Origin of the sequence: Micromonospora sp. NBRC 101691 (assembly GCF_030269285.1) — a bacterium.
Classification (GTDB): domain Bacteria; phylum Actinomycetota; class Actinomycetes; order Mycobacteriales; family Micromonosporaceae; genus Micromonospora; species Micromonospora echinospora.
Map to the genome: position 1 here is coordinate 87870 of NZ_BSTB01000015.1, position 23111 is coordinate 110980.

The 23111-nt window shown below is 72.7% G+C and carries 20 protein-coding genes; 16 read left to right on the plus strand and 4 right to left on the minus strand.

All coding sequences use genetic code 11. The features are described 5' to 3' along the window. Positions 1-146 precede the first annotated feature (146 nt). The 3 genes from QSK20_RS21910 (at position 147) to QSK20_RS21920 (ending at position 3650) form a co-directional block, all read left to right on the plus strand. Positions 147-1814: a beta-1,3-glucanase family protein gene (locus QSK20_RS21910; protein WP_285790469.1), complete on the plus strand. Its 1668-nt coding sequence runs from the start codon at positions 147-149 to the stop codon at positions 1812-1814. 153 nt (positions 1815-1967) lie between these two features. After that, entirely contained in the window at positions 1968-2528 is a 561-nt protein-coding gene (locus QSK20_RS21915; RefSeq protein WP_285790470.1) for a sigma-70 family RNA polymerase sigma factor, read from the plus strand. A gap of 81 nt (positions 2529-2609) precedes the next feature. Beyond that, positions 2610-3650 (plus strand): zf-HC2 domain-containing protein, encoded by a 1041-nt coding sequence (locus QSK20_RS21920; protein ID WP_285790471.1) that lies wholly within the window; start codon positions 2610-2612, stop codon positions 3648-3650. A 63-nt stretch (positions 3651-3713) separates the two neighbouring features. Here QSK20_RS21920 and QSK20_RS21925 read toward each other — a convergent pair whose 3' ends face one another. Beyond that, positions 3714-4178 carry a DUF4913 domain-containing protein gene (locus QSK20_RS21925; RefSeq protein WP_285790472.1) on the minus strand — a complete coding sequence of 155 codons (465 nt, stop codon included), beginning with the start codon at positions 4176-4178 and terminating at the stop codon, positions 3714-3716. Between the two features lie 39 nt (positions 4179-4217). Beyond that, a complete protein-coding gene (locus tag QSK20_RS21930) occupies positions 4218-5015 on the minus strand; it encodes a transglycosylase SLT domain-containing protein (protein WP_285790473.1) in 798 nt (265 codons plus the stop codon). A 249-nt stretch (positions 5016-5264) separates the two neighbouring features. Here QSK20_RS21930 and QSK20_RS21935 point away from each other — a divergent pair, with 249 nt between their 5' ends. The 10 genes from QSK20_RS21935 (at position 5265) to QSK20_RS21980 (ending at position 16209) form a co-directional block, all read left to right on the plus strand. Then, on the plus strand, positions 5265-5804 hold the full coding sequence (locus QSK20_RS21935; protein WP_285790474.1) for a DUF6668 family protein: 540 nt from the start codon (positions 5265-5267) through the stop codon (positions 5802-5804). Continuing rightward, positions 5801-6106: a hypothetical protein gene (locus QSK20_RS21940; RefSeq protein WP_285790475.1), complete on the plus strand. Its 306-nt coding sequence runs from the start codon at positions 5801-5803 to the stop codon at positions 6104-6106. Before QSK20_RS21935 ends, QSK20_RS21940 begins: the two co-directional genes overlap by 4 nt. A 126-nt stretch (positions 6107-6232) precedes the next feature. After that, on the plus strand, positions 6233-6583 hold the full coding sequence (locus QSK20_RS21945) for a hypothetical protein (RefSeq protein ID WP_285790476.1): 351 nt from the start codon (positions 6233-6235) through the stop codon (positions 6581-6583). Beyond that, on the plus strand, positions 6580-7311 hold the full coding sequence (locus QSK20_RS21950) for a DUF8175 domain-containg protein (RefSeq protein WP_285790477.1): 732 nt from the start codon (positions 6580-6582) through the stop codon (positions 7309-7311). Before QSK20_RS21945 ends, QSK20_RS21950 begins: the two co-directional genes overlap by 4 nt. 1 nt (position 7312) lies before the next feature. Beyond that, a complete protein-coding gene (locus QSK20_RS21955) occupies positions 7313-8524 on the plus strand; it encodes a hypothetical protein (protein ID WP_285790478.1) in 1212 nt (403 codons plus the stop codon). A 26-nt stretch (positions 8525-8550) separates the two neighbouring features. After that, the gene (locus QSK20_RS21960; RefSeq protein WP_285790479.1) at positions 8551-10044 is read left to right on the plus strand and encodes an SCO6880 family protein; all 1494 of its coding nucleotides are present in this window, start codon (positions 8551-8553) and stop codon (positions 10042-10044) included. Beyond that, entirely contained in the window at positions 10041-11801 is a 1761-nt protein-coding gene (locus tag QSK20_RS21965; protein WP_285790480.1) for a putative type IV secretion/conjugal transfer ATPase, read from the plus strand. Before QSK20_RS21960 ends, QSK20_RS21965 begins: the two co-directional genes overlap by 4 nt. Next, positions 11798-13588 carry a type IV secretory system conjugative DNA transfer family protein gene (locus QSK20_RS21970; RefSeq protein ID WP_285790481.1) on the plus strand — a complete coding sequence of 597 codons (1791 nt, stop codon included), beginning with the start codon at positions 11798-11800 and terminating at the stop codon, positions 13586-13588. Before QSK20_RS21965 ends, QSK20_RS21970 begins: the two co-directional genes overlap by 4 nt. Positions 13589-13697: 109 nt before the next feature. After that, positions 13698-14618: a hypothetical protein gene (locus QSK20_RS21975; RefSeq protein ID WP_285790482.1), complete on the plus strand. Its 921-nt coding sequence runs from the start codon at positions 13698-13700 to the stop codon at positions 14616-14618. A gap of 763 nt (positions 14619-15381) precedes the next feature. Continuing rightward, positions 15382-16209, plus strand: coding sequence for a sulfotransferase domain-containing protein (locus QSK20_RS21980; protein WP_285790483.1), 828 nt, complete (start codon positions 15382-15384; stop codon positions 16207-16209). Positions 16210-16340: 131 nt separating this feature from the next. On the opposite strand, the gene QSK20_RS21985 is transcribed toward QSK20_RS21980, so the two are convergent. Then, a complete protein-coding gene (locus QSK20_RS21985; RefSeq protein WP_502888983.1) occupies positions 16341-16688 on the minus strand; it encodes a transposase in 348 nt (115 codons plus the stop codon). Positions 16689-16812: 124 nt separating this feature from the next. Here QSK20_RS21985 and QSK20_RS21990 point away from each other — a divergent pair, with 124 nt between their 5' ends. Both QSK20_RS21990 and QSK20_RS21995 read left to right on the plus strand, forming a co-directional pair. Beyond that, positions 16813-19281 (plus strand): glycoside hydrolase family 2 protein, encoded by a 2469-nt coding sequence (locus QSK20_RS21990; RefSeq protein ID WP_285790484.1) that lies wholly within the window; start codon positions 16813-16815, stop codon positions 19279-19281. Positions 19282-19296: 15 nt separating this feature from the next. Beyond that, complete coding sequence (locus QSK20_RS21995) at positions 19297-20331, plus strand: LacI family DNA-binding transcriptional regulator (protein ID WP_285790485.1); 1035 nt, start codon at positions 19297-19299, stop codon at positions 20329-20331. Between the two features lie 13 nt (positions 20332-20344). Here QSK20_RS21995 and QSK20_RS22000 read toward each other — a convergent pair whose 3' ends face one another. After that, entirely contained in the window at positions 20345-21955 is a 1611-nt protein-coding gene (locus tag QSK20_RS22000) for an FAD-dependent oxidoreductase (protein ID WP_285790486.1), read from the minus strand. A gap of 123 nt (positions 21956-22078) precedes the next feature. Here QSK20_RS22000 and QSK20_RS22005 point away from each other — a divergent pair, with 123 nt between their 5' ends. Continuing rightward, positions 22079-23110 carry a LacI family DNA-binding transcriptional regulator gene (locus QSK20_RS22005; protein WP_285790487.1) on the plus strand — a complete coding sequence of 344 codons (1032 nt, stop codon included), beginning with the start codon at positions 22079-22081 and terminating at the stop codon, positions 23108-23110. Position 23111: the final 1 nt, after the last annotated feature.

The following is a 23111-nucleotide window of genomic DNA, read 5'->3' on the forward strand; positions in this document are numbered from 1 at the left end:
ATGTTCTCCGGGCCTGCATTGAACCGAGCCGGATGTTAGCCCGTCAACGTTTCCGATCCCGGCCGTCGACGTACACGTCACATGGCGTCGCGCGGACCGGGCCGGTCGCCGAAGGGGTCGGCGCCGCTGACGCGGAGGTGTGGCAGATGGTGAGTCGACGCAGGGTGCTGGGGCTGGCAGCGGCTGGGGCTGCGGTGGTCGGGGTGCCGGCGGTGGCGACGCCGCTGCTCTCCCGGGCGCGGGCGGCCGGTGGCCTGCCGCTGACGGTGGTGAACAGCACCGGCCGCTTCGGCAACGCGGCCATCCGGATGTACGTGGTCGGCACCAACCTGGACACCGGTGAGATGGGCTTCGTCCGGGAGAGCGGCCGGTTCACCCCGATCAGCCAGGCCGAGCGGGACCCGGACGGCTACGCCGACCTGGGCGTACCGCTGGCCGGATCGGGGTCCACCCCGTTCGGGTTGCCGATGATGTCCGGTCGGATCTACTTCGCCGTGAACGGGGCACTGCGGTTCCGGATGGTGCCCGACGCCAACGGCAGGCCCGCCATCCAGCACCCGGTGGGCTGGCTGCAGAGCGATCCGGGCTTCGGGGTGCTGCACGACTTCTGTGAGTTCACCTACACCGCCGCCGGGATGTTCTGCAACACCACGATGGTGGACATGTTCAGCATCCCGATGTCGATCCGGCTGACCGGGGCGGCCGGTCAGCAGTCCACCGGCAAGCTCGTCGACGGGGGACGGGACGCCATCTTCGCCGAGCTGGCCAGCCAGCCCGGCTACGAGCGGCTGGTCGTCGGCGACCGGCTGCGGGTCATCGCCCCCGGGCACGGGATCGAGTCGGGCCGGTTCGCCGCCGACTACTACGACGGGTACGTCGACGAGATCTGGGACCGGTACCGCCGTACCGACCTGCGGGTCACCACCCGCGAGGGGCGCTACACCGGCCGGGTGGTCGACGGCCGGCTCACCTTCGACGGCGGGGTACGCGCCTTCACCCGACCCGCCAGCCGGGACGTCTTCTTCTGCGCCGGCGCGCTGGCCGCGCCGAACGACCGGCTTGCCGGCCCGGTGGCGGCGATCCTCGGCGCGGGGTTCAACCGGTCGGTGCTCGCGAACCCGGACCAGCCGGTCACCGACCGGGAGGCGTACCACCGGCAGCCGGTGACCAACCACTATGCCCGGGTGCTGCACAGGCACTCCGCCGACGGGCGCGCGTACGGGTTCCCCTTCGACGACGTGGCCGGGCACGCCGCGTACCTGGAGGAGACCGACCCGGGGGAGGTGACCGTGACGCTGACCCCGTTCGGTGCCGGCCCGGTCGCCGACGACGTCCTGCCCCGGGAGACGGTGGTGGCGAGGACGCCGGAACCCCGCTCGACCGGTCGTGGGAGCGTCCCGGGCGGGTCCCGGACGGTCGGCCGGGAGATCGCGGCGGTCGGTTTCGACCGGGAGTCGGGCATCCGTACCGAGCCGTGCCGGGAGGGCGGGCGGAACCTCGGCAACATCGCCGACGGCGACTGGGTCGCATACCAGAAGGTGGACTTCGGGGACCGGCCGCCGAAGCGGTTCCAGGTGCGGGTCGCCTCCGGTGCCGACCCGGGCGTCACCGGGCTGGTCGAGATCCGGATCGACGACCGGAAGAAGGCCCCGGTCGGGATGGTCGCGGTGGGGAGCACCGGCGACTGGCAGGAGTGGCGGACCGTGCCGGGGAACCTCACCCCGGTGACCGGCGTCCACGACGTGTACCTCACCTTCTCCAGTGGACAGCCGCAGGAGTTCACCAACCTGCGCTGGCTGCGGTTCGAGCGGTGAGCCCGGACCCGAGGCCGAGGCGTCCATCCACTGGCGACCTGCGGCACGCTCCGGAGGGGTACGGCTATCCTTCCCGTGAACGGGCCCACCGTCGATGTGCCGGTGCCGGCCCGACGGTGCGGGTCCGACCCGTACGTCAGGGGGAGGCGGGCTGTGTCGGCGGTGCCCAACGAGGCGGTCGGGCCGTTGGTCGGTGGCGACGCCGGGACCGCCCCCGAAGCCCTGATGCGGCGCATCCACGAGGAGTATCGTGCGCCGCTGCTGCGCTTCCTCACCCGCCTGCTCCTCGGCCAGCAGGAGCTCGCCGAGGACCTGGTGCAGGAGACGTTCCTGCGCACCTGGCGGCACCTGGACACGCTCGCCGCCGACCCGCAGCGGATCGCCCCCTGGCTCTACACCGTGGCCCGGCACGTGGCGATCGACGCGCTGCGGGCCCGCCAGTCCCGACCACCCGAGGTGAGCATCCCGGACCTGAACCGCCTCACCTCGCCCGAGGACGAGATGGAACGGGTGGTCAGTACGCACACCGTGCGGCTGGCGCTGCAGCAGATCAGCCCGGAACACCGGGCGGTGCTGATCGAGATGTACTACCGGGGCGCCTCGGTCGCCGAGGCCGCGCAACGGCTGGGAATACCCGAGGGTACTGTAAAATCCAGGACGTACTATGCGGTGCGCGCGCTGCACGCGGCGATCGGTTCGATGGAGTCGACCTGATCCCTCGCTCGACCACTCAGCACGGAGGCCGTCCCGAGGGCCGCAACACCGGGTGGTGATGTCGGGGTGAGGAGGGGCTTGATGCGCAGCGGCGGCGAGAGCCCCACCACGGAGCAGGCCACGCTCGCTCTCTACCTGCTCGGTGCGCTCGACGACGACGAGCGGGAGACGTTCGAGGCCCATCTCGCCGGCTGCTCGCGCTGCCTCGCCGAGGCCGGCGAGGTCGGCGGTCTGACCAGCGGACTGGCCGGGCTCGGCCCGGACGACTGGGCCGCGCTGATCGCCGCCGAGCCGTCACTGACCGGCGCCGGCGAGCTGCCGCCGCCCGGCGCCGCCGAGCTGCCGCCACCCGGCGTCACCGAGCTGCCGCCCGTGGTGCCCGCCGACCTACCGGCACCGCCCGCCGCCGGGTCGCCGTCGCCTGCAGACCTATCGGCACCGCCCGCTGCCGGGCCGCCGCCCGCCGACCCACCGGCACCGCCCGCCGCCGGGCCGCCGTCCACCGGCACCGTCGAGCCGCTGCCGCCCGCCGGTGTGCCGCCGGTCGCCTCCGGGTCGGTCGGTCCGGCCGGAGCCCGGCCCGGGCGGTCGACGGGCGCTGGCGCCCGCCCCGGCGGTCTCCGCCCCGATGGCGCCCGGCCCGGCGGCACCCGCCCGCCGTCGACCGGGTCAGACCGGAGCCGTCCGGGTGCCGGCAGGCGCCGACGCCTGATGATCTGGAGTGGTGCGGTGGCCGCCGTGCTGGCCGTGGTGCTGGCCGGCGGGGTGCTGACCGGTCTGGTGCCCGGCGGCCGGGACGACCTGGTGCTGACCGGGACCGGCGAGGCCCCCGGCCAGGGGGTGAACCTCTCCGTCACGATCACCACGGACGACGACCGGGGCTCCACCATCCGGATCACCGCCACCGGGCTCCGCCCCGGGCTGCGCTACCGCCTCTTCGCGGTCACCCGGGACGGCAGGACCCACGTGGTGCGGGACTGGCTGGCCTCCAGCGGGCCGCAGGAGGTGACCGGGGAGCTGTCGCTCCCCACCGAGGAGCTGGCCTTCGTCACCGTCGGCCTCGGCGACGGCACCGCCCTGGTGACCGCCCCGATCTCCCGCAGCGGCGACGCCCCCCGCTGACGCCCCCGCCCGGCGGGAACCGGCCGGCACCGGCCAGGACCAGCCGGAACCGAGCGGGACCGGCTAAAACGCCTCGACCGTCGGCACGTCCTTGGCGCGGTGCGATCCGGGCTTGCACCCGGCGAAGGGACCGGCGGCGTCCCGCAGCGAGGCGAGCACCGGGTTCAGGTAGTCGCGGTGCCAGTTCGCCGGGCCGCAGAGCCCGGCGTCCGGCGCGGTGAGTTCCTGCCAGGCCATCCAGAGACCGTGGAGCTGGGCCACCGCCTCCGGGTGCAGCCACCAGCGCGGGCACCACGGCGCGTTCGACGAGGTCTCCCGGCCGTAGACCGGCAGGAGCAGGTGGTGCACCCACATGGCCAGCAGGCCGAGCGCTTCGGCGTACGCCGGGCCGTCGAGGTAGAGGATGAACGGTGGCGGGTCGCTGTCGAACCCGGGACCGTTCCCGTCGCCGGCTCCGGTCCCGGGCGCGGTGTCGAACCCGGGGTCGGTGATCGGCTCGGGTGACGGGAACTCGTGCCCGCTGGTCATCGAGGATCCTCCTGGCAGGAACGGAAAGGGAGCGGAGAGTCAGTCGTCGTCCGGGTCCGCGCTGGCGGTCGGCGGGAACGAGGGCGGTGGTCCGCCGAGCCCCATGTACTTGCCGAAGAGCGCCCGGACCTGCACCACGTAGCCCTGGGCACCGTTGTCGTCCGGAATGCCGCCGGCCCCGCGTACCGCCTCGATGCCCTGGTCGTAGGCGACCAGGGTCAGGTCGAGCACGTCGCCGATGGCCTGCCCGCTGTCCAGGAGTCCGCGCACCTCACCGGCGAGCGCGCAGACGTACCGGGCCTGGGCCATGATCGAGTCTTCCTCGTCCAGTGCGCTGGTCTCGTCGTTCTCGTCGGTGTCCTGGCCGTACCTGGTGAAGACGTCGGGCGGGAGCTGCGAGATGCCGAGCCGGCCGTCGGGGCCGACCTTGGCCGGGTCCCAGCCGGAGGCCACCTCGATCTGCGCAGCGATCACCACCGGGCCGATCTCGGTGCAGGTCGCGCCGGCCTCCTCGATGGTGTCCGCGAGCGCCTCCGGAACCTGGCCGCTGTCGAGTTCGCCCTTCCCATCGCCCTGCACGGCGGCGAGTGAGTCGTTCGCGCTCTGGCCGGGATCCATGCCGGAACCGCCCCCGCCGAAGAGCAGGATGAGGAAGATCAGCGGGGCCAGCAGGACGCCGAGCCCGCCGAGGACGAAGACCACGGCCGCGCCACCGACGGCCAGCACCGGAGATCCCAGGCAGCTCAGGCCCGCCGCGACCGCGGCACCGATCAGCGCGGCGTTGCTCTTCTTCGGCGGCTCCGGTGCCTGCGCACCGTCCGATCCGGAGTCCGGCATGGTCCCTCCTTCTTCGTCGCCACGGCGACGACCTGCTCAGTGGCCGGATCGACGTCCCGCCCCGGTGCCCGTGCGACAACGGCCAAAAGTTCTCGTCCCGGTGGTGAACCGGGGGCCGGGGCGCCCCGTTGGAGGCGGCGTCGGCGATCCGGATCGACCACCCCAACGGGACCGGCCCCGGGTCGGTTCACCGCCAGCGGGCACCGGATCACCGACCTCGGACATGGGATGGAAAGGAGGTGGACGGGGATGCTCCCTGCCCTGACGACGCACCACACCACCGCGCGGGCGCCGGCCGAACCCGGGGCCGTGCCCTCGGCGTCCCGGGCCGTGGTGCCGCCGCGCCGCCTGTCGGAGGAGGGCGTGGGCTGGATCGCGGCACACGGTGGCGCCGGGACCAGCACCCTGGCCCGGCTCGTCGGCGGTGTCGACCTCGGTTGCCGGTGGCCCGACGCCGCGCTGGCCGAACCGGCACAGGTGATGGTGGTGGCCCGGACCAACGCGGACGGCCTGCGCGCGGCGTCCCGGGCGCTCAACGCCCTCCGGCAGGGTCAGCACCCGCCCGGTATGCGGCTGGTCGGGCTGGTGGCGGTGGCGGACGCCCCGGGGCGCCTCCCCGCCGCGCTGGCCCGCCGGATCCGGGTGCTCCGCTCGGTCGCCCCGGTGCACCGGGTGCCCTGGCTGCCACCGCTGCGGGTGGGGCGTTGCCCCCGGCCGCTGCCGAAGGAGCTGCTCCGCCTGGCCACCGTGGTCGGTGCCCCGGCCAGTGGGAAGGAACGACCGTCGTGACCCTCGGCTGGCTACGGGCGCCGAACGAAGCGGTGCCGAGCTTCGCCCCGCCGCCGGTCTACGACCCGGCCGGTGGCAACGCGTACGCCAACGGACTGCTCGACCTGCTCGCCTGGTGTGTCACGGCGGCTGGCGTGGCCGGGCTGATCATCGTCGGCATCATGATGACCATCCAGTTCAACCGGGGCGTGCCGGGGGACGAGAGTGACCATTTCCGGGGTCTCACCATCGTCCTGCTCGCCTGTGTGCTCGGGGCCGCCGCCGGGCCGCTGGTGACCTACTTCGGCGATCTCGGCCTCTGACCGTCCGCAAAGTCCCTCGGAGCGACTGACTCCACCGACCCACCTGTATCCGACCCGCGAGGCAACTGCGGGCCCGGACGATGCCGCGCGCCCGCGTGGCGTCACCACGACCAAGGAGCTGACCCGATGTCGCTGACCACCCTGCACCACTCCGTCGCCGCCCACCTCGCCACCTGGCGCCCGCTCGCGGCGGAGATCACCCCACAACCGGAGGCGCCGCAGCCCCTGAAGGACCTGGTCGGGACGCTGCTGAACCTGGTCGCCTGGACCGGCACCGCCGCCGGGGTGGCCGGGGTGCTGATCACCGGCGTGATGATGGCGATCTCGGTGAAGCGGGGCGAGAGTTCCGAGCACCTGAGCCGGCTCGGTCTGGTCCTCTGCGGCTGCATCCTGGTGGCCGCCGCCGGCCCGGTGGCGGGCTTCGTCTTCGACGGTGGCGCGGACGGCGCGGGCGACACCAATCAGGAGCAGGAGTGACCGGGCCGGGCCGGTCGCGCCGGCGGTCCGGATCGGAGCAGCCGTTCTGGAGTGATCGGAGCTGGCTCCTCTCGGCCGCCTTCCTCGCCGGCGCGATGCTGCTGACCGTGGTGGTCTGGCTGGACCGCGACACCGACGACGGTCCGGCCGGTCCGGGTGGGCCGCCGGTCGCCGTCGGGCTACCGACGGCGGACGTGCAGGTCTGCCCGCCCGGCCAGACGGTCACCTCCGGGCCGGCCACGCCCCCCGGGGACGTGACCTGGCAGGTGGTCGACAGTGGCAAGCGGATCCCGGTCTCCGCCAGCCAGGGCCCGACCCGCACCGGCGGCCCGCTGCTGCGCTGCTTCGCGCGTACCCCGATGGGTGCGGTCCTGGCCGCGCACGTCATCCCGACCGGACTGGGCGGTCCGGACTGGGCGGCGGTGGCCGACCGGCAGGTGGTCCCCGGGCCGGGCCGGGAGGTGCTGCTGGCCCGCCTGGCCGTCGCGGCGGAGACCACCGCCCGGGGCGGCGGCAGCTACCTCGGGTACGACCTGGTCCGGTACGCCCCGGAGAGTGCCCAGGTGCGGCTGCTGGTGCAGAGCGGCTCCGGCGGGTACGCCTCGACCCTGGTCGAGCTGCGCTGGGACGGCGGCGACTGGAAGGTCCTGCCGTCCCGGACCGGGGCGGTGCACACCGGATCGGCGGCGGTCACCGGCAGCGCCGGGTTCACGCTCTGGAGGCGTTGAGATGGGCGCCTGCTCGCCGCCGGATCCGCTCGACCTGCTCCTCGGCTTCCTCTCGTTCCTCGGCGATCCGATCGGCACCATCGTCCGGATGGTGGCGAACCTGATGCTCGCCGCGGCCATCGGCATCTTCGGCGAGCTGACCGAGGAGGTGCCCACCCTCGGCGAGGGCGTGGAGCCCGGCGCGGACGCGTCGGGGACCGTGCCGGGGATGATCAGTGACCAGATCGAGTGGATCATCATCTACCTCTCGATCGGCTCGATCCTCTTCGCCGCCGCCCGGATGGCGCTGGAGCGCCGGGCCGAGGCCGGCAGGACGGCCCTCCAGGGTTTCCTCCGGGTCATCCTGGTGGCCGGGGCGGGCGCCTACACCGTCAGCTACGCCGCCAAGGTCTCCGACGACTTCGCCGACCATCTCTTCTCGACGGCGGCTCTGGAGATCGTCAAGAGCGTGCCGTGCATCGACAACGGATCCACCATCGAGTCCTTCCTGCTGCTGGTGCTCGCCTTCCTGCTGCTGATCGCGGCGATCGTGCACGTGCTGCTGCTCTACGTCCGGCTGGGCGTGATGACCATCCTGCTGGGCACCCTGCCGCTGGCCGCCGCCGCGTCGATGACGAACTGGGGCGCCGGCTGGTGGCGTAAGCACATCGGGTGGCTGGTCGCCTGGCTGCTCTACAAGCCGGCGGTCGGCCTGATCATGTTCTCCGGGGCCGAGATGATCGCCATGGGCAACCAGATGAACTCGACCCACAGCCGCATCGCCGGCATCGGGGTGCTGCTCCTCTCCGCCGTCGCGCTGCCCGCCCTCCTCAAGATCGTCGTGCCGGCGACCGCCGCCCTGGGCACCGGCAACCCGGTGGGCACCGGCGTCTCCGCCGCCGGCGGGGTGGTCGCCTCCGGGGCGAAACGGGTCGCCGGTGGCGGCCACGTGTCGGGTCAGAGCGGCCCGTCCGGGGCGCGCCGAGCGGGCGGCGGCGGCCGACCGGGTTCCGCCGGCTCCGGCCGGGACGGCGGGCGCGGCGGATCCGGGCCGACCGGCCGTACGGGCAGCACGGGCGGTACCGGGTCCCTCGGCGCCGCCGGGCGGGCCGCCTCAGTTGCCGGAGCCGCGATCGATGCGGCCCGGCACGGCGCCCGGGTCGGCGGCGCGATCGTCGCCGGCTCGATCGAGGGCGCCGACGGCGAGGCCGGCCACAACTCCGGCCGCAACTAGAGATCCGATCGGAAGGGAGAGGGAGAATGTCGACGGAAGCCGCCATCGAACCGACCTACGGCAACTGGCGCCGGCCGCGTCGTCCGGGCCTCGGGCCGCTGGGCCTGATCGGCACGGTCGGTGTGTTCGGCGGGCTGGTGCTGGTGCTGCTCGCCTCGCTGGTGTCACTGCGGGCGGCGGCGACGGTCGCCACGCCGATCGTGCTGACGCTCACCCCGCTGGCCGTCCGCACCCAGGACGGGCGGAACCTGTACCAGCTCCTGACGGTGCGGATCGGCTGGATCCGCCGCCGGTCGCGCGGAGAGCACCTCTACGTCTCCGGGCCGCTGTCGCCCCGACCGGAGGGCCGGTTCCCGCCACCGGGCCTGCTCGGCCGGGTCGAGGCGCGCGAGGGGCGGGACGCCTACGACCGCCCCTTCGGGGTGCTGCACCACCGGGGTCGCAACCTCTACACCATCGTGCTGCGCTGCGAACCCGACGGCGGCTCGCTGGTCGACCCGGACCAGGTCGACACCTGGGTGGCCCTCTGGGGCGAGTGGCTGTCCCGGCTGGCCCACGAGCCGGGGCTGCGCGGCGCCTCCGTGGTGGTGGAGACCGCCCCGGACCCGGGCACCCGACTCGCCACCGAGGTGCTGCCCCGGCTGGACCAGTCGGCACCGGAGACCGCCCGCGCGGTCATGCGGGAGGTGGTCGCGGACTACCCCACGGCCTCGTCGGAGATGAACTCCTACGTCACGCTCACCTACGGGGTGCCGGGCAACCAGAGGCGGGACCCCGAGGACGTCCTCGCAGACCTGGCGATCCGGGTGCCGAGCCTGCTGACCGGGCTGGTCAGCGCGGGCGGCGGGCTGGCCGAGCCGCTGTCCGCCGAGCAGATCGCCGAGGTGGTGCGCGTCGCGTACGACCCGGCCTGCGCCGCCGACCTCCTCACCGTACGGGCCGAGCACGGTCGGACCGGACTCGAATGGGCCGACGCCGGTCCGGTCGCCGCAGTCGAGACGGTCGACGCCTACCAGCACGACTCCGGGGTCTCCCGGACCTGGCTGCTCACCCTCGCTCCCCGGGGCTCGGTCCGGGCCAGCGTGCTCCGGACCATGCTGGACGCCTCCGCCGGCACCCGCCGCAAGCGGGTGGCCATGCTCTACCGGCCGATCGACCCGGGCACCTCGGCCCGGATCGTCGAGTCGGACCGGCGGGCCGCGCAGTTCATGGCGACCTCCCGGCGCGGCATGGTGCAGGCCCGCGCCGCCGCCGAGGTACGCGCCGCCGAGCAGGCCGCCGCCGAGGAGGCCACCGGCGCCGGGCTGGTCGAGTTCTCGCTGATGCTCACCATCACCGTGGACGACGCGGCCCACCTCGACGAGGCGTCGGTGCTGGTACGGAACATGACCGGGGCGACCCGGATCGCCATGCGGCCGGCGAACCGGATGCAGGCGGCGGCCTTCACCTGCACGCTGCCGGCAGGGGTGCTGCCCTGGGAGCAGACCCTGCTGCCGCACGAGCTCCAGGAGGCGATGTGAGCACCGAGCGGGCATCGACGCGCCCGGTCGACGGGGCCGCCGACCGGCGGCCGAGCGGCACCCGGTGGGCGTCGACGCGCCCGGTCGACCTCGGGGCAGGCTGGCCGGCGGGGAGTTCCGGGGCCACCACCGCGCTGACCGGGGTGGTCGGCGAGCCGGACGACGCGGCGCCGCCGCAGCCGAAACGACCGGCCGGGCGGCCGGCCCGGTCGGGGAGCGCCGGGGCACGCTCGACGCGGGGCTGGCCCGGACCGGGCGGTGGCCGGGTCGGCTACCTGGACGCGCCGACCATGTGGCGGGCCACCACCGTCCAGGCGTGCGGGCTGTGGCCGTTCTCGGCCGGCTCCGGGGCACCGATGTCCGGGGTGCCGATCGGGCAGCACCTCTTCACCGGGGCCACCGTCTGCGGCGACCCGATCTCGTGGTTCACCCGGGCCCGCTACATCTCCAACCCGTCGCTGTTCATGCTCGGCATGCCCGGCCTGGGCAAGTCGACCCTGATCAACCGGATGGCGGTGGGGCTCGCCGCGACGGGTGTCGTACCCCTGGTCCTCGGTGACCTGAAGCCCGACTACGCCGACACGGTCCGCGCGCTCGGTGGCCAGGTGATCCCGATCGGACGCGGGGTCGGCGGGATCAACGTGCTCGACCCGGGCGCGATGGGGATCGTCGCCGAGCGGATCGGCGGCCGGGCCGGCCGGGCGCTGGCCGCCGAGGCACACGGCCGGGTGCTCAACATGGTGGCCGCCCTGCTGACCATCGTGCGGGGCCGGGCACTCGACGACCACGAGCAGGCGGTGCTCTCCGCCTGCCTACGCCACCTGCGGGAACGCACCCCGCAGCACCGGGCGCCGCTCCTACCGGACCTGCTACGGGTGCTGGCGGAGGGGCCGGACCGGGTCCGCGCGGTCACCCTGGACCGGGGCCAGGAGACCCGCTACCGGGACGCGGTGGACCCGCTGCACCGGTCCCTGCTCGGCATCCTCGACGGGGCGCTCGGCGGCACGTTCGGCTCGGCGACCTCGACCCGGATCGACCCGGACGCCCCGGCCGTCTGCATCGACATCTCCCGGATCGGCGAGTCCGACACCCAGCTCACCGCAGCGGCGATGCTCGCCGCCTGGTCCGACGGGCTGGGCACGGTCGCCGCCGTGCACGCGCTGGCCGACGCCGGGCTCGCGCCCCGGCGCTGGTTCTTCACCATCCTCGACGAGTTGTGGCGACCACTCCGCGCGGCCTCCGGCATCGTCGACCGGATCGACGCGCTGACCCGGCTCAACCGGTCGCTGGGCCTGGGCGACGCGAAGATCACCCACACCCTGAAGGACGCCGAGGCGCTCGGCACCGACGCGGACCGGGCCAAGGCCCGGGGATTCGTCGAGCGGGCCGGCATCGTCGCCTGCGCCGGCCTGCCGGCGGCGGAAATGGCAGACCTGGGCCGGGTGATCGGGCTCTCCCGGCGGGAGATCGACCTGGTGTCGTCCTGGTCGTCGCCGCCGGGGTGGGCGAGTACCGGCTCGAACGAGGAACCGCCCGGCCGGGGCCGCTTCCTGATCAAGGTGGGTGGCCGGCCGGGCATCCCGATCCGGGTCTCCATCACCGAGACCGAACGCCGGCTGCACGACACCAACCAGCGCTGGGCGGCCACCGCCGACACCGCCCGGAAGGCGACGCCGGAGCAGGCCGCCGAACGGGCCGTCGAGCAGGCGGCGGAACGGGCGGCGGCTCGGCTGGCGGCCTTCGAGGCAGCCCAGTGAGCCGGGGTGGGGGCGGCCGGGCGCACGGCGCCGACCTGGTCTTCCTGGCCTTCACCGTGCTGGTCCTGGCCAACCTGCTGATCTTCACCGTGGGCTGGCTCGGTGGCACGCTCGGAGCGGCGCTGACCGGGCACGGCTGGCAGCCGCCGCCGTTCACCGTCGCCTCCTGGCATCACCTGGTCTCCGGCGGGGTCGACCTGCTCTGGCCGGGCGTGTCGCCGTACCCGGTCTACGGCGGGATGGTGCTGGTGGTCGTACTCCTGGTGGTGCCGGTGGCGGCGGTGGCCCGGCGGCTGCCCCGGCTGCGCGGCCGGGACCGCAACCTCGCCGGGGTGCGGGAGCTGGCCCCGATGACGCCGGCCGGCAGTGCGGCCCGCGCCCGCGAGCTGCGTCCCTCGCTGGCCGGGCGGAAGGAGCTGACCCCGGACGACACCGGCAACCTTCTCGGCGACCTGGTGCCCCACGGCCCGGAGCTGCGTTCCTCCTTCGAGGACGTGGAGCTGGACCTGATGGCCCCCCGGGCCGGCAAGTCCACCGGCATCGCCATTCCCCGGGTGCTGCGGGCCCGGGGCGCGGTCCTGCTGACCTCCAACAAGTCCGACGTGTTCGCGGTGACCCGCGCCGAGCGGGCCCTGACCGGCACGGTCTGGACCTTCGACCCGCAGGGCATCGCGCACGCGCCGCGCGAGATGTGGTGGGACCTGCTGGCCGGCTGCACCACCATCGAGGGCGCCCGCCGGCTGGCCGGTCACTTCGTGGCCTCGGTCAACGACGACACCGCCAAGAAGGACTTCTGGATCTCGGCGGCGCAGAACACCCTGACCGCGCTCTTCCTGGCCGCCGCCCGGGGCGGCGCCCCGGTCACCGAGCTGCTGACCTGGCTGGCCGACCCGGCCGACCGGACCCCGGTGGACCTGCTGCGCGGGGTGCGGATGACCGCGATGGCCGAGCAGTTGCAGGGTACGGTGCGTGGCGCGGTGGAGACCCGGGACGGCATCTACGAGACCGCCCGGCAGTGCGTGGCCTGCCTGCTGGATCCGGAGATCCTGGCCTGGGTCACCCCGGACCCGGCGCTGCCGGAGTTCCGCCCGGAGCGGCACGTGCTCGGCCAGGACACCCTCTACCTGCTCTCCAAGGACGGCGGCGGCTCGGCGGCCGGGGTGATCGCCGGGCTGGCCGACGCCACCCTGCGCGCCGGGGTGGTGGCCGCCGAGCGGATGGGCGGCCGGCTGGACCCGCCGATGACCGCGGTGCTGGACGAGGCGGCGAACGTGTGCCGCATCTCCGACCTGCCCGACCTCTACTCGCACCTGGGCTCGCGGGGTATCAACGTGGTCACCCTGTTGCAGAGCTACCGGCAGGGCTCCCGGGTCTGGGGCGAGGCCGGCATGGACGCGCTCTGGGGCGCGGCCACCATCAAGTTGCTCGGCGCGGGGCTGGACGACGCCGATTTCGTGGAGAAGGTCGCCAAGCTGGTCGGCCAGCACGACGTGCGGACGGTCAGCGTCTCCCGCAGTCGGGACGGCACCTCCCGGTCCACCTCGTTCCGGCAGGAACAGGTGCTGCCGCCGGACCGGATCCGGGCGTTGCCGAAGGGAACCGCGCTGCTGCTGGCGACCGGGGTCCGCCCGGCGGTGATCAGGCTGCGGCCGTGGTACCGGGAGCCGGACGCGGCCCGGATCTCGGCGGCGGCCAAGCGGGAGCAGGCAGCGATCACCGAACGGGCCACCGCCGGCGGGCAGGGCCAGAGCCATCCGGAGCCGGCCGTCCCGCCTCGACACCCATGATCACTAACGGCTGACGGTGTGACGAATTCCACTGCGAATCGTCGAACCGGGCCGGGCGGCGATCCGTCGTGCCGGCTGTCCCGATTTCCGCAGGAAGACGGAGGGATCCATGAACAACGACGGTTACTACGGCGACCAGTCCTCGGGCTACGAGGCGTCGAACAGTTCGTCCGGCCGCAGCAGCCCCGCCCCCGGCGACGTCATCCAGGTGGAGTGGCCCGAGGGCGCCACCAGCCAGCACAGGTACGACGACGCGAACAGCCTGATGACCTACGTGGAGCAGACCGGAAGGTGGGTCTACGAGCGGAACGAGAGCGTCATCAACTCCATGGCGGCGTTCGTCTCGCCCGCTGTCCAGGGCGCTGCCGGCCTGGCGACCAGCACCATCGGCACCGGTGCCGGTGTCGCGATCGCCGCGGCTCCGGGACTGTTCCGGGTCGGTGCCGAGGCCGTTCGGGCCCTACGCAGCCAGAACGCGGGACTGCAGGAACTGTTGGGGGCAGCCGCCGGGGCGCTCCAGTCCGGCGGAGCATTGGCCTGGGGCGTCGGCAGCGCCGGTGGCGCCTCCACGACCGTCCGCGACGTGGGGGCCATCGCGCACGGCGCCGGCGCGGGGCTGATGGCCCTGCACACCTGGAACCGGGAGCGGCAGCAGAGCCGGCAGGAGCAGGTGCTGCCGCTCTACAACCACCCGGGAGCCCAGCTGGATCCCTCCGCCCAGCGGAGCAGCACCTCCGCCGACCGCCACAGCCACCGCGGCAGCAGGCACAGCTACGAGAGTCCGATCGATCCCTCGATGGCGTCGCTGAGGTCCTCGTCGCGCAGCTCGGGGTACGCGAGCTCCCGTTCGGTGGCCCCGCCGACCGCGCTCGCACCCCGGCCGCAGGAGCACTACCGGCCGGTCCGCCCCGACCAGGAACGGCAGTCCTCGCACCGCGCCTCGTCGCACCGCAGCCCGTCGTACGCCGAGGGCCAGTACGGCCATGGCTACGGCAGCGCGAGCAGCAGCGAGGGCAAGAAACGGCGTTAGCCGACGCGGGTGGTGTACCGGGTCGATCCGTCCCTCGACGGGTCGGCCCGGTCGTCCATGGTGGAGTAACGACCGGGACGAGGGATTGCCGGCAGGGCGCGGTTAGATTTGCGCGAGTTTCAGGGTTGCGCCGATCGTCATGGGTGGTGGGGGAGTGGTTCGTGTCGCCCCTCGGACACAAATTTGCGGCACCGATGCCGTGTCCTGCGTACTGGTGGTCAGGCGCACTTGACCACGCGAATCTGATCTCTGTCACCACCGTTGCCGACCTGGCGTCGAACGAGGGTGGTGGTCCTTGTGGCTGAGCCCTCGGTGACTTCCGTCGTCCCCCCGGTCCTGCTTCCGGGCCAGACGAAAGCCGCTCGGGCCGGCTCCGCCGCTCCGCTGCGTCGAGCGCCCTTACCGATGCCGCCCCTCCCGCAGGAGCGGACCGGAGCGAGGATGTATCGCCTGGCCTCGGTAGACAGCAGCGGCCGGATCCGTGATCGGGCGATCATCGGCGCACTGGGCTGGGAGCCTGGCGTGCGGCTGGACATCCGTTACGGCGCTGACGCCATCGTCGTGCGTCGTGACTCTCAGGGAGTCTTCACTGTCACCGGCCCGCAGGCTGGTCGGCGGTCGCCCGGTTCGACAAGTCAGGTCTACTATGGACGGATCAATCGAAGAGCAGGGGGGACCGTTGCGCCAACCGACGGTTCGGTACCAGAACGAGGTCATGGACAGCGGACGGTGGGAGGGTTTCCCGTTCCGCGAAGGTGACATCGTGGTTTCGACCCCCGCGAAGTGCGGGACGACGTGGACCCAGACGATCTGCGCCTTGTTGATCTTCCAGACACCGGAGCTGCCGGCACGGCTGGACGACCTCACCTACTGGCTCGACATGTTGACTCGCAGCCGGGGCGACATCTTCGCGTTCTACGAGGCGCAGCGGCATCGCCGTTTCATCAAGACTCATACGCCCTTCGACGGGCTGCCCATCCATGATGGGGTGACCTACGTCGCGGTCGGTCGGGATCCCCGGGACGTCGCGATCTCCTGGGACGCCCATTCCCAGAATGTCGCCCAAGAGGCCTTCGACGCGATGCTGGCGGCCGGCGGTAGCCCGACCCAGGGGCCCGCCGATACGGCTCCGGTGCCTGCGGAGTCTCCGTACAACCGGTTCTGGGCCTGGCTGGAGGACACCAATGTGCAGGTGGGCCTGCCGTCGATGCTGCACCACCTGTCGGGGTTCTGGGCCGAGCGGGAGCGGCCCAACGTGCTGCTGCTGCACTACGACGATCTGAAGTCAGATCTTGAAGGCCAGATGAGGTTCCTCGCTGGGCGCCTCGGAATCGAGGTGCCGGAGTCGCGGTGGCCGGATCTGGTGCGGGCGGCGACATTCGACTCGATGCGCGGCCGGGCGGAGGCTCTGACCCCGGTCGCGGCGATGTGGCGCGATCCGAAGCGGTTCTTCAACCAGGGTGTCAGCGGCCAGTGGCGGGACCTGCTCGACGAAGATGACCTGCGACGATACGAGGATCGGGTCGCGAAGCTGGCCGAGCCCGACCTCATCGACTGGTTGCACCGCGGCCCCATCGTCCCCGCCCGCTGACCCTACGCCGCTCTCCTCCTCGCTATCCCCGCCTGAGTAGTGCTTTGTTGGGACGAGTTGGCGGCAGAGGGGGCAGAACCCGAGCCAGGTCGCGAGTAGGTACTGCAGTTGCCGCAGGACGGCATACAGGCTCAGGTCTGCCCCGCTGCTTCTGGGCGTGTCAGCCGTAGTTGGGTGAGAAACAGTTGGGCGGCCGCGGCGAGGGTGACGTGGCGGTGCCAGCCGATCCAGGAGCGGCCCTCGAAGTGGCCGAGCCCGATGGCGGTTTTGAGTTCGCGGTAGTCGTGCTCGACGCGCCAGCGGCTTTTGGCCAGGCGGACCAGTGCGGCCAAGGATGTGTCGGCGGACAGCCAGTAGTCGCTGGGCTCGTCCTGGCCGGAGGGCCGTCTGCCGTTGCGGTCCCCGCAGGGGCGCGCTGCGACCGACGAGGCGGCGTCCCGACCCATCGGACCCTCGGCGTCCGGGCCACCTGGGAGCATCCATCGGCCGTCGGTCACAGTCCACGACGGCACCCGACCCCGGCCGGTGCACGGCCTCCCAGCGCGGAACTTAAGCGCTTAGGTTACCCTCGAATCCCCTTGGTCCCGGCGAGGAGGAGTTCGCATGCGCACGACGATGGACCTGGCAGGACGTTGGACCTGGACAGTCGACACCGACGGTCGGAGTCCGGTGCCGGACCTGGCCGTTCCGCTCGTCGGCCGGGCCATCGAGGCGCAGGTCCCGGGGGCGATCCACCTCGACCTGCTGGCAGCGGACCTTATCCCCGACCCCCTCGTCGACCAGAACGAGAACGAGGTCTCGTGGGTATCGAGATGCGACTGGCGACTCGGCCGCACCTTCGCCGCCGCCCTCGGCGCGGAGCGGATCGACCTCGTTCTCGACGGCGTCGACACCGTCGCCTCCGTCGCGGTCAACGGGCGGACGGTCGGGAGCACCCGGAACATGCATCGGAGCTTCCGGTTCGACATCACGGCGGTCACGGCCGAGACCAACACCGTCGATGTCCGGTTCACCTCTGCGTACACCGAGGCGGAGCACTGGGAGCGCGTGCTCGGAGCCCGGCCCAGCGCCTACCCGCAGCCCTTCGCGTTCATCCGGAAGATGGCGAGCAGCTTCGGCTGGGACTGGGGACCGACCCTCCCGGGCTGCGGACTGTGGCGCGAGGTCAGGGTGGAGACGTGGAGCACGGCGCGGATCGCCGCGGTCCGGCCCCTGGTCGATGTGTACGAGGAGACCGGCATCCTCACCGCCCACATCGACCTCGAACGAACCGGATCGGGGGCGACCCTCCCGCTCCACCTGGAGGTCGAGATCGCCGGGCAGGCCGTCCACGCCGAGGTCCCGCCGGGCGAGGACTCCGCGACCGTCGTCGTCGCCGTTCCCGACGTGCGACGGTGGTACCCCCGCGGGCTCGGCGAACCGCACCTGTATCCGGTCGCTGTCTCACTCTGGTCCGGGAAGGAGCAGCTCGACGAGCACTGCACCCGGGTCGGCTTCCGGACCGTCGCCGTCGACCGGGCACCTGACGCGCAGGGCACCCCGTTCGTCGTCACGGTGAACGGACGCCCGCTCTTCGTCAAGGGCGTGAACTGGATCCCCGAGAGCGTCTTCCCCGGGGCGGTCACCGCCGACCGGGTCCGGACCCGGCTGGTGCAGGCCGCCGAGGCGAACGTGAACCTGGTCCGGGTGTGGGGCGGGGGGGTCCACGAGAGCGACGCCTTCTATGACGCGTGCGACGAGCTGGGCCTGCTCGTGTGGCAGGACTTCCTCTTCGCGTGCGCCGCCTACCCCGAGGAGGAGCCGATCCGCTCCGAGGTGCTCGCCGAGGCCCGCGAGAACGTCGTGCGGCTCAGCTCCCATCCCAGCCTCGCCATCTGGAACGGGAACAACGAGAACCTCTGGATGCGCCTCGACAAGGACTGGGCGGCGCAGCCGGGAGGTGAGCTCACCTGGGGCGAGCGGTACTACCTCGAATGGCTCCCGGAACTCCTTCGCCAGCTCGACCCCACCCGTCCCTACACGGAGGGGAGCCCCTGGTCGGGCAGCTGGGCGCACGACCCGAACGACACCGACCACCAGACCTTCCACTCCTGGGACGCCTGGAACGAGGACGACTACACGGTCTACCGGGACAGCTCTCCGCGCTTCGTCTCCGAGTTCGGTTGGCAGGGCGCAGCGGCCTGGCGGACGCTCCGGGACTCGATCACCGACCCCGAGCTGCGCGTCGACGCCGACAACGTGCGCCACCACCAGAAGGCCATCGACGGACACGCGAAGCTCGCGCGCAACCTCGCCCGGCACCTCCCGCCGACCAGCGACTTCGACCGGTGGCACCTGCAGACCCAGTGGATGCAGGTCGAGGCGGTCCGCACCGGTGTGCTGCACTGGCGGGCGAGCTGGCCGCGGACCACGGGCATCATCGTGTGGCAGCTCAACGACCTCTGGCCGGTCACCTCGTGGTCGGCGATCGACAGCGCCGGCCGGTGCAAGCCGCTCTACTTCGCCCTGCGTGACAGCTACGCGCCCCGGGTCCTGACCATCGAACCGGGTGACGGGGCACTGGAACTCTGCGTCGTCAACGACGACGAGGAGGCGTGGGACACGACGGCGTACCTCGCTCGGCGGGGCCTCGACGGCGTGACCGCCGCGCAGTGGTCGCACCCGCTCTCGGTTCCGCCGCGTTCGGTGACCCGCGTCGTGCTGCCCTCGGCGGTCGCCGAGCCGTCGGACCCGGGCGCCGAGTTCCTCGTCGCGACCGTTGACGAGGAGCGGGCCCTCTGGCACTTCGCCCCGCCGGGGGAGGCCCGGCGCCACGGGACGCCGCTGGAGGCCACGGTCACCGCCGTCACCGGTGGGCTGGACATCGGGGTCCGCTCGGACCACCTCGCGCGCGACGTGCTCGTCCAGCCGGACCGGATCCATCCCGCGGCGACGGTCGACCGTGGCTTCACCACCGTGCTGCCGGGGGAGACGGAGATCTTCCGGGTCCGCGCGCCGGAGCCGCTCGATCCCGCCTCGGCGCAGGCGGCGTTCGTCGTCGCCTCGCTGCGGGATACCATCGACCCCGACTGACGGGAGCGGGCATCGGTGACGACGAGCCATCCGCGGACCCGGCGGGTCACCATCGCGGACGTCGCGCGGGAGGCGCAGACCTCGACCGCGAGCGTCTCCTACGCGCTCAACGGCCGGTCCGGTGTCTCCTCCGCCACCCGCGAACGGGTGCTCGAGGTGGCGGCCCGGCTCGGCTGGTCCCCGGCGAGCGCCGCCCGCACCCTGGCGGGTGCCGGCGCGGAGACGATCGGCCTGGCGCTCGCCAAGGACCCTCGCGATCTCTCCGTCGAGCCGTTCTACATGCAGTTCGTCGCCGGCGTGGAGGCGACCCTCGCCTCCCGCTCGATGGGACTCCTGCTCCAGGTCGCGCCCGAGGCGGACGCCGCGGCGATCCGGCGGTGGCACATGTCGCGTCGGGTCGACGGCGTCCTGCTCACCGATCTGATCCCGGACGATCCGCGGATCACCGTCGTGTCGGAGAACGGCATCCCGGCGGTCGTCGTCGGCGACCCGAGCGTCGCGGCCGGAGTGACGACGGTGTGGACGAACGACGCCGAGGCGACGCGGCAGGCGGTCGAGCATCTCGCGGCCCTCGGCCACCGACGCGTCACCCGGGTCGCGGCCCCCCGCCGCTACGCGTACACGGTCATCCGCGACGACGCGTTCGAGTACGCCGCCCGCGCTGCGGGCCTCGAACACGACATCGTGCGTACCGACCTTTCCCAGGATTCCGGTGCGGCAGCCGCGCGGACCGTGCTGTCGTCGCCCCGGCCGCCGACGGGCCTGCTGTTCGACAACGACGTCATGGCGGTCGCGGCGCTGACCACCGCACACGAACTGGGTCTCTCGGTCCCCGGCGACGTCTCCATCATCGCCTGGGACGACTCGCTGCTCTGCCGCCTCGTGACGCCGGCGCTGACGGCGCTGGGCCACGATGTCGTCGCCCTCGGCGCCCACGCCGCGCGCCGACTCCTCGACGTCATCGACGGTGCGGCCCCGTCCACCCATCAGGACGCGACGCCGACGCTGCGGGTCAGGGCCTCGACCGGTCGGGGGCCGGTCGAGGCCTGACCTTCGCGGCGGTCTACCAGCGCAGCGCGGGATCCCACCGCAGCTGCACGCCTGCGCTTTCGAGGTCGCGCTGGAAGTCGGCGAGCCGGCGCGCGTCGGCACGTACCGCGGCGGGCTCCAGGCCGTGGTCGAGGCAGTACGCGGCAAGGGCTCCCACGGCCTCGCCGATGGACCACTCGACGGGCTGCAGCCGGTAGCTGCCGTTCGAGATGTGCGTGGTGCCGATGTTCTTCGCGGCGGGGAGCAGGTTCCGTACCCGCTGCGGCAGGAGGGCGCCGAGCGGGATCTCGAACGGCTCCGGCAGGCCGCCGCCGCCCGCGCTGCCGCCGGTCGTGGCGTGTCGGTCGATCCAGTAGTAGTGACCGACCCCCACGGTGTCCGGATAGCGCTCGGCGCCCCGGCCGTCGCGGAGGTCCCGGTCGAAGTCCTGTTCCAGGATCGTCCGCTCCGCCCGGATGCGGCGGGACTCCCGGAAGTACGGCATCATGGCGAAGCCGTCCTTGGTCCCCGTGACGCGCGGCACGAGGCGCAGTCCGGGCCAGCCGACCCCGCCGTCGGGTCGCGGAGCCTCCGTCTGCAGCCAGTAGAGCAGCGACCGGCTCAGTGCCTTGGACCGATCCCAGTGGTACGCCGCGTCGTCGCTGCCGAACACCGGACCGCCGACGTAGTCGTTCATCGGCCAGTTCACGACGACGATGTCGCTGTCGTACACGCCGTCGGCGAACTGACGCCGGGCCGCCACGCGGCGGTAGTTCCACAGCTCGGGGGCCTCGCCCATGTTGCGGTGGTCCACGTCGATGGCGAACGGGTCGTCGTCGTCGTTCACGCGCAGGGTGTACTCCCGGGCGATCGACCCGTCGTGGGCGGCGCGGCGGAACCCGAGCATCTTCTCGCCGTCGAGCTGCGGGGGTCGCCAGTCGCGGAAGAAGTCGTAGTCGTCGGGTCGGTCGATGGTGTGGTCCTGGCCGGCGAGGTGCTCGACCGCGAAGCACCAGGTGACGCTCTGCATGTCGAGGGGATCGCCGGTCTCCGGCGCGCTGGGCTCGCCGGTCTCGCCGCGGGCCTCGCGGCCGGTGACGAACTCGACTCCGCCGAGTTCCAGGAGGTCGCCGAGCTCGGTCGCGTCCAGCACGAACGGCGCGGAGAGGTCCCACGTGTCGCCCTCGCGGTCGCGGACCGTCACCCCGGTGACCCGGTCACCGGTGGTGTGGACGGCGACGGGGGAGGTCTCGAACAGGAGGGTGAGTCGTCCGGACGCCTCGTACGGGCGCAGCATGCTGTGGATCACCGCGAGGATGACCTTCGGCTCGACGCTGAGCGGGCTGACCCACGCCGCGCCGGGGTTGAGGTGCCGGTCGGCCCGCGCGGCGGCGGTGAGCGGGTAGTAGGTCCGGTAGTGCGCGCGGACGAGCTCGCGGAACTCGGCGTAGCTGCGGTTGCGGCCGGTCGTCTCGATGCGTCGGTGCTCGTCGCTGGGCACCAGTTGGGCTGTCAACTGTCCGCCCAGCCACGGTGTCTGCTCGGTCATGATCACCGATTTGCCGCGGCGCAGTGCGGCGAGGGCGGCGGAGACGCCGCCGACGCCTCCACCGACGACGAGAAGGTCGGCTTGCTGTCGTGTCACGGGAAGGCACCTCTCTTTCCCGGGAACCTTATGTAAAATTCTCGGTCATGTCCAAGGAAAATCCCTCTAGATGGCACCACTCGCCGTAGGATTCCAGCACCCGAAGTGATCGAAAGGATGCCCATGCGCGAGAAGGTGCGTCGTCGCCCGTCGCTGGCCGAGGTGGCGGGCGAGGCGGGTGTCTCGATCTCCACCGTGTCGAAGGTCGTGAACGGGGCGCCTGACGTCGCCGCCGACACCCGGGTGCGGGTGGAGTCCGTGCTGCGCAACAAGCAGTACCTGTCGCCGAAACAGCGCTCCCGGCGGGACCTGGCGACGGTGGTGGTCGTGCTCGCGAGCTCGAGCATGTCCTCGCCGCTGACCGTGGAGATCCTGCGCGGCACCATGCGCGCGGCCCACGAGGCCGGGCTGGAACTCGTCCTGCTCGACCTGCCCGACGGCGTCCCCGCCGCAGGGTGGATCGAGCGGACGAAGCGGAACGGGCCGACCGCGGTCATCGCGCTGAAGTCCCGGCTGCGGACCGAGGAGCGGGCGAAGCTCGCGAAGAACGGGGTCCCGCTCGTCGAGGTCGACACCTACCGGTTGCCGGACAACGACTCGTACTCCGTCGGCGCGACGAACTTCGCGGGCGGCATGGCGGCCACGCAGCATCTGCTGTCGCTCGGGCACACGCGCATCGGTTTCCTCGGCGGGGTGTCCGACACCCAGGCCTCGATCGCGCGCAAGCACGGGTACCTGGCCGCGCTGGCCTCCGCGGGGATCCAGCCCGGCGCCGACATCGTCGAGGAGGGCGACTTCACCTACGAGTCGGGACTGCGGGCCGCGGAGTCCCTCCTGGGCCGGCCGGACCGGGTCACGGCGATCTTCGCGGCGAGTGACGCGCAGGCGGCCGGGGTCCTGGAGGCCGCGCGACGGGCCGGAGTGTCCGTCCCGCGCGACCTCAGCGTCATGGGGTTCGACGACCAGCTCGTCGCGCGGATGACGGCACCGCAGCTGACCACCATCAGGCAGCCCTCCGAGGCGATGGGGGCGTACGCGGTGGAGGTCGCGCACAAGCTGCTGCTGGGCGGGGCGCCGCCCGTGCTCCACACCGACCTCGCGACGGAACTCGTCGTCCGGGGCTCGACGGCAGCTCCGGGAGTTTCTCGAAAATAAC

What these genes read in the sequence shown, in the direction of transcription:
- QSK20_RS21910 (WP_285790469.1), top strand. Translation starts at nt 147, where the DNA reads ATGGTGAGTCGACGCAGGGTGCTGGGGCTGGCAGCGGCTGGGGCTGCG.
- QSK20_RS21920 (WP_285790471.1), top strand. Translation starts at nt 2,610, where the DNA reads ATGCGCAGCGGCGGCGAGAGCCCCACCACGGAGCAGGCCACGCTCGCT.
- QSK20_RS21925 (WP_285790472.1), bottom strand. Translation starts at nt 4,178, where the DNA reads ATGACCAGCGGGCACGAGTTCCCGTCACCCGAGCCGATCACCGACCCC.
- QSK20_RS21930 (WP_285790473.1), bottom strand. Translation starts at nt 5,015, where the DNA reads ATGCCGGACTCCGGATCGGACGGTGCGCAGGCACCGGAGCCGCCGAAG.
- QSK20_RS21935 (WP_285790474.1), top strand. Translation starts at nt 5,265, where the DNA reads ATGCTCCCTGCCCTGACGACGCACCACACCACCGCGCGGGCGCCGGCC.
- QSK20_RS21945 (WP_285790476.1), top strand. Translation starts at nt 6,233, where the DNA reads ATGTCGCTGACCACCCTGCACCACTCCGTCGCCGCCCACCTCGCCACC.
- QSK20_RS21955 (WP_285790478.1), top strand. Translation starts at nt 7,313, where the DNA reads ATGGGCGCCTGCTCGCCGCCGGATCCGCTCGACCTGCTCCTCGGCTTC.
- QSK20_RS21960 (WP_285790479.1), top strand. Translation starts at nt 8,551, where the DNA reads ATGTCGACGGAAGCCGCCATCGAACCGACCTACGGCAACTGGCGCCGG.
- QSK20_RS21975 (WP_285790482.1), top strand. Translation starts at nt 13,698, where the DNA reads ATGAACAACGACGGTTACTACGGCGACCAGTCCTCGGGCTACGAGGCG.
- QSK20_RS21985 (WP_502888983.1), bottom strand. Translation starts at nt 16,688, where the DNA reads ATGCTCCCAGGTGGCCCGGACGCCGAGGGTCCGATGGGTCGGGACGCC.
- QSK20_RS21990 (WP_285790484.1), top strand. Translation starts at nt 16,813, where the DNA reads ATGCGCACGACGATGGACCTGGCAGGACGTTGGACCTGGACAGTCGAC.
- QSK20_RS22005 (WP_285790487.1), top strand. Translation starts at nt 22,079, where the DNA reads ATGCGCGAGAAGGTGCGTCGTCGCCCGTCGCTGGCCGAGGTGGCGGGC.